General features: G+C 62.0%; 4 protein-coding genes and 3 pseudogenes. All 7 read left to right on the top strand.

All coding sequences use genetic code 11. The features are described 5' to 3' along the window. Positions 1-586: pseudogene (gene exeF, locus AB5Y92_RS01105) on the top strand (GspF family T2SS innner membrane protein variant ExeF); the annotation flags it as partial. Positions 587-683: 97 nt separating this feature from the next. Further along, positions 684-1115: a GspG family T2SS major pseudopilin variant ExeG gene (gene exeG, locus AB5Y92_RS01100; RefSeq protein ID WP_005338297.1), complete on the top strand. Its 432-nt coding sequence runs from the start codon at positions 684-686 to the stop codon at positions 1113-1115. 38 nt (positions 1116-1153) lie between these two features. Next, the gene (exeH, locus tag AB5Y92_RS01095; RefSeq protein ID WP_164537444.1) at positions 1154-1726 is read left to right on the top strand and encodes a GspH family T2SS minor pseudopilin variant ExeH; all 573 of its coding nucleotides are present in this window, start codon (positions 1154-1156) and stop codon (positions 1724-1726) included. Continuing rightward, complete coding sequence (gene exeI, locus AB5Y92_RS01090; RefSeq protein WP_005338301.1) at positions 1723-2082, top strand: GspI family T2SS minor pseudopilin variant ExeI; 360 nt, start codon at positions 1723-1725, stop codon at positions 2080-2082. Before exeH ends, exeI begins: the two co-directional genes overlap by 4 nt. Beyond that, positions 2079-2726: pseudogene (gspJ, locus tag AB5Y92_RS01085) on the top strand (type II secretion system minor pseudopilin GspJ); the annotation flags it as partial. The gene exeI and the pseudogene gspJ, both read left to right, overlap by 4 nt. Positions 2727-2835: 109 nt before the next feature. After that, positions 2836-3837, top strand: coding sequence for a GspK family T2SS minor pseudopilin variant ExeK (exeK, locus tag AB5Y92_RS01080; protein ID WP_368225212.1), 1002 nt, complete (start codon positions 2836-2838; stop codon positions 3835-3837). A 122-nt stretch (positions 3838-3959) separates the two neighbouring features. Next, a pseudogene (gene exeL, locus AB5Y92_RS01075) lies at positions 3960-4261 on the top strand (GspL family type II secretion system protein ExeL); the annotation flags it as partial.

The raw sequence follows: 4261 nt of genomic DNA, 5'->3' as shown, positions 1-4261 counted from the left end.
CTTTCTCATCGGTACCAGCGAACTGATGCAGGCCTACGGCCTCTGGTTTCTGCTGCTGATCTTCCTTGGCTGCTTTGTCTGGCGCTGGTGGCTCGCCGATGAAAAGCGTCGCCGACGCTGGCATCAGGTGCTGCTCGGCCTGCCGGTGATTGGCCGGGTCAGTCGCGGTCTCAACACCGCCCGCTTCGCCCGCACGTTAAGCATCCTCAACGCCAGCGCGGTGCCGCTGCTGGAGGGGATGAAGATCGCCGGCGAAGTGCTCTCCAACGACTTTGCCAGAATGCGCATTCTCGAGGCCGCCGAACGGGTGCGCGAGGGGACCAGTCTGCGCAAGTCGCTGACCGAGACCAAGATTTTCCCGCCCATGATGCTGCACATGATCGCCTCCGGCGAGCAGAGCGGCGAGCTCGACAGCATGCTGGAGCGGGCGGCGGACAACCAGGATCGGGAGTTTGAATCCCAGGTCAACATCGCCCTCGGGGTGTTCGAACCCATGCTGGTGGTATCCATGGCCGGGGTGGTGCTGTTTATCGTGATGTCGATCCTGCAGCCGATCCTCGAGCTCAACAATATGGTGAATATGTAAGTTTCCGGTGTTCGGTGGCGCCGCTGGCGGCCCGTCGAACCCACCCAGTGATCACTCTCTGATGGGCCATCCCATCTCATTCGTTACGGAGCAACTCATGAACAAACGTCGTCAATCCGGTTTTACCCTGCTGGAAGTCATGGTGGTCATCGTGATCCTCGGCATTCTGGCCAGTCTGGTGGTGCCCAACCTGATGGGCAACAAGGAGAAGGCAGACCAGCAGAAAGCGGTCTCCGATATCGTGGCGCTGGAAAACGCCCTCGACATGTACAAGCTGGACAACAACCGCTACCCGACCACCGAACAGGGTCTGGACGCGCTGGTGACCAAGCCTTCTATCGATCCGGCGCCGCGCAGCTACCGCGATGGCGGCTACATCAAGCGCCTGCCGCAAGATCCCTGGGGCAACCCGTACCAGCTGCTGAGCCCGGGCCAGTTCGGCAAGATCGACATCTTCTCCATGGGTCTGGATGGTGAAGCCGGTACCGATGACGACATCGGCAACTGGAACCTGAAGGATTTCCAATAAGTGATGCTTCCTCACCGCACTCATTGTGAGCTGACTGCATGAAGCGCGCTTTCTCCTCTCACCGTCAATCCGGCTTTACCCTGCTGGAAGTGTTGCTGGTCGCCATGCTGATGGGGCTGGTAGCCACAGCCGTCACCCTCAGCATGGGTGGCGCAAAAGGTGACAGGGAGATCGACAAGCAGGCGCGCCGCCTGATGGCAACCCTGCAACTGGCGCAAGAGTACGCGGTGATGGATGGCCGGCTAGTGGGCGTTCGCGTCGAGGAGAATGGCTGGCAATTCATGCAGCGCCAAGCCAAGGATCGCAAGTGGCTGGCCCTGACTGGCGACAAGCAGCTGGGGCCGGTGCAACTGGCCGAGAACATGACGCTGGCGCTGGAGCTGGAAGGCTTTGGCTGGCAGCCGGACTCCGACGAGAAAACCGAACAGAAGCGTGACGAGAAGGAGCGCACGCCGCAGTTGCTCATCTTCCCGGGCGGCGAGCTGAGCCCGTTCGTGCTCACCTTCACCCAGCAGGATGACGATGCCCGCTACACCCGCATCGTCAAGGGGGACGAGTTCGGCCACCTCACCCTGCTCACCGACGATGAAGATGAAGAGGTGAGCGAATGAACGCCCGCGGCATGACACTACTCGAAGTCATGGTCGCACTGGCCGTCTTTGCCATCGCGGGTCTCGCGGTAATGAAAACCGCCAGCGAACACCTCTCGGCCCTCAACTATCTGGAGCAGAAGACACTCGCCACCTGGGTGGTAGAGAACCAGCTGGTGCAACAGAAGCTCGAGAACAAGTGGCCTGGTGACAGCTGGGTGGAAGGGGATGAGCAGATGGCGGGCAGCACCTGGTACTGGCGCTATCGCGGCGTCGCCACCGCCGACAACAACTTCCGGGCGCTCGATATGGAAGTGCGTACCGAGGCCAAGGCCGAGAACCCGGTCGCCATGATGCGGACCTATATCAGCCGATGACCCAGCTATCCGCCCGCACGCCTCGCCCCGTCCGCCATGCCGGTTTTACCCTGCTCGAAATGCTGGTGGCGATCGCCATCTTCGCCAGCCTCAGCATGGGTGCCTATCAGGTGCTACAAGGGGTGCTCACCAGCGACGAGGTAGCCAAGCGCAAGGAGGCCCGCCTCAACGAATTGCAGCTCGCCTTCACCCTGCTGGAGCGAGATATCACCCAGATGGTGCCGCGTAGCGGTCGCATCGAGGGGGAGAACAACAAGGTGCTGCTGGCGGCTTCCCGATTCGGCCAGCAGAGCGATGACTGGGGCATGGCCTTTATGCGCAGCGGCTGGCTCAACCCGGACGGCATGCTGCCCCGCTCCCATCTGCAGCGGGTCGGCTGGCGTCTCAAGGATCAGAAGCTGGAGCGCCTGAGCTACCTCTATCCGGATCCGGTGATCGGCACCGAGCCGCGCATCCAGCCGGTGCTGGCGGGAGTCACGGCGTTTCGCCTCTACTTCTTCGACAAGGGCAACTGGAAAGAGGAGTGGACCCAGCGCAGCGTGCTGCCCCACGGGCTGGCAGTGGAGCTGGATCTGGAAGATTACGGCACCATTCGCCGCCAGTTCCTGATTGGTGCCGGTGGCCAGCGAGCCGAAGAGAACAGCCAGAGCAGCAACCCCAACCAAGGTGGCAACAACAGCAACAACGGGAACAACGGCGGCAACGGCAATACCAATGGCGGTAATGGTGACAGCCAGAACGGAGGGGGCGCCAATGCGGGCTAATCTCGCCGCTCCCGGTCGCCAGCGCGGCATGGCGCTGCTGGTGGTGCTGCTGATCCTTTCGGTGATGGTGATCATCGCCAGCAATATGAGCGGCCGCCTGCAGCTTGAGCTGCGCCGCACCGCCAACATCACCACAGGCAAACAAGCGTGGTGGTATGCCCTCTCGGCAGAAGCGCTGGTAAGCAAGGTGCTGACGCAGGATTTCAAGGACAACCCCGAGGTGGTTAACCTCAGCCAGAACTGGGCTCGCAAGAATACTGTGTTTCCGGTGGACGATGGCCAGCTCAAGGGCGAGGTGACCGACCTGCAATCCTGCTTCAACCTCAACAGCCTGAGCGTGGCCTCCAAGGCGGGGAGCGGCGAGGAGCTGGCGCAGCAGCCCTATCCGGTGCAGGTGTTTCGCGAACTGCTCAAACAGCTGGCGATGGATGATTACGAGGCGGCCCAGCTCACCGATGCCATCCGTGACTGGACTGACAAGGATACGGTGCTGGTCTCCAGCCTTGGTGCAGAGGACGCCTATTACGAGGGGCTCAAGCCACCCTACCTGACCGCCAATCAGTGGATGCTGGGCAAGGATGAGCTGCGGGCGATGCGCGGGGTGACGGCCAGGGTCTATGCCAAACTGGCTCCCTATGTCTGCACCCTGCCCAACGACAAGTTGAAGATCAATATCAATACCCTTGCCCCCCAGCGCCCCGAGCTGCTGGTCGCCCTCTATCTGGGTACTATCGGGCTGGATGACGCCAAGCGAGTACTGAATGAGCGGCCACAGAAGGGGTGGAAAGAGAGCAAGCTGATGACAGACATGCTCGCTCCGGTCGATGCGGTGAAAGGACTGAAAGAGGCGCTGGTGGTCAAGAGCGACTTCTTCGAAGCCCGAGTCGTGGCCGAGGTCGGCGACAACCGGGCCTGGCTCGAAACCCTGTTCCAGCGGGGCAAGGACAATAAACTGGTGATGTTGCGCCGCCTCAGTAGTGGCGCCGAATAAACAGCGCATCTGCGGGCCCTCGCCCGCGGGTTCGAGAGATGTTGGATGCAGCCTGCGGGCTGCGCACCGGTTGCCAGGGCGCACAACGCCCTTTGCAAACCGGTATCGCAGGAGAGAGATGCGTGAGCGAAAGTCTGGTCATCCGACTGGGGACCAATAAACAACAACCCGTGGCCTGGCTGGTCTGGTCCGGTCAGGAGCAGGAGATCATCGCCTCCGGCACCCTACCTTCGGCCGATGCCCTGAGCGAGCTGCAGGAGCGGGCCGGTGGCCGCCCCGTGGTCACGCTAGTGCCGGGCAGCGATCTGATCTTCCGGCGCGTCACCCTGCCGGGTCGCTACAACCGCCAGTCGGCGGCGGCCCTCCCCTACCTGCTGGAGGAGCAGATCGCCTCCGATGTGGACGAGCTCCATCTGGTGGTGCT

Source organism: Aeromonas sp. R1-1 (assembly GCF_040908495.1).
Classification (GTDB): Bacteria; Pseudomonadota; Gammaproteobacteria; order Enterobacterales; family Aeromonadaceae; genus Aeromonas; species Aeromonas veronii.
Note: the sequence above shows the minus strand (reverse complement) of the source record. Positions and strands in the feature narration are given on the sequence as shown.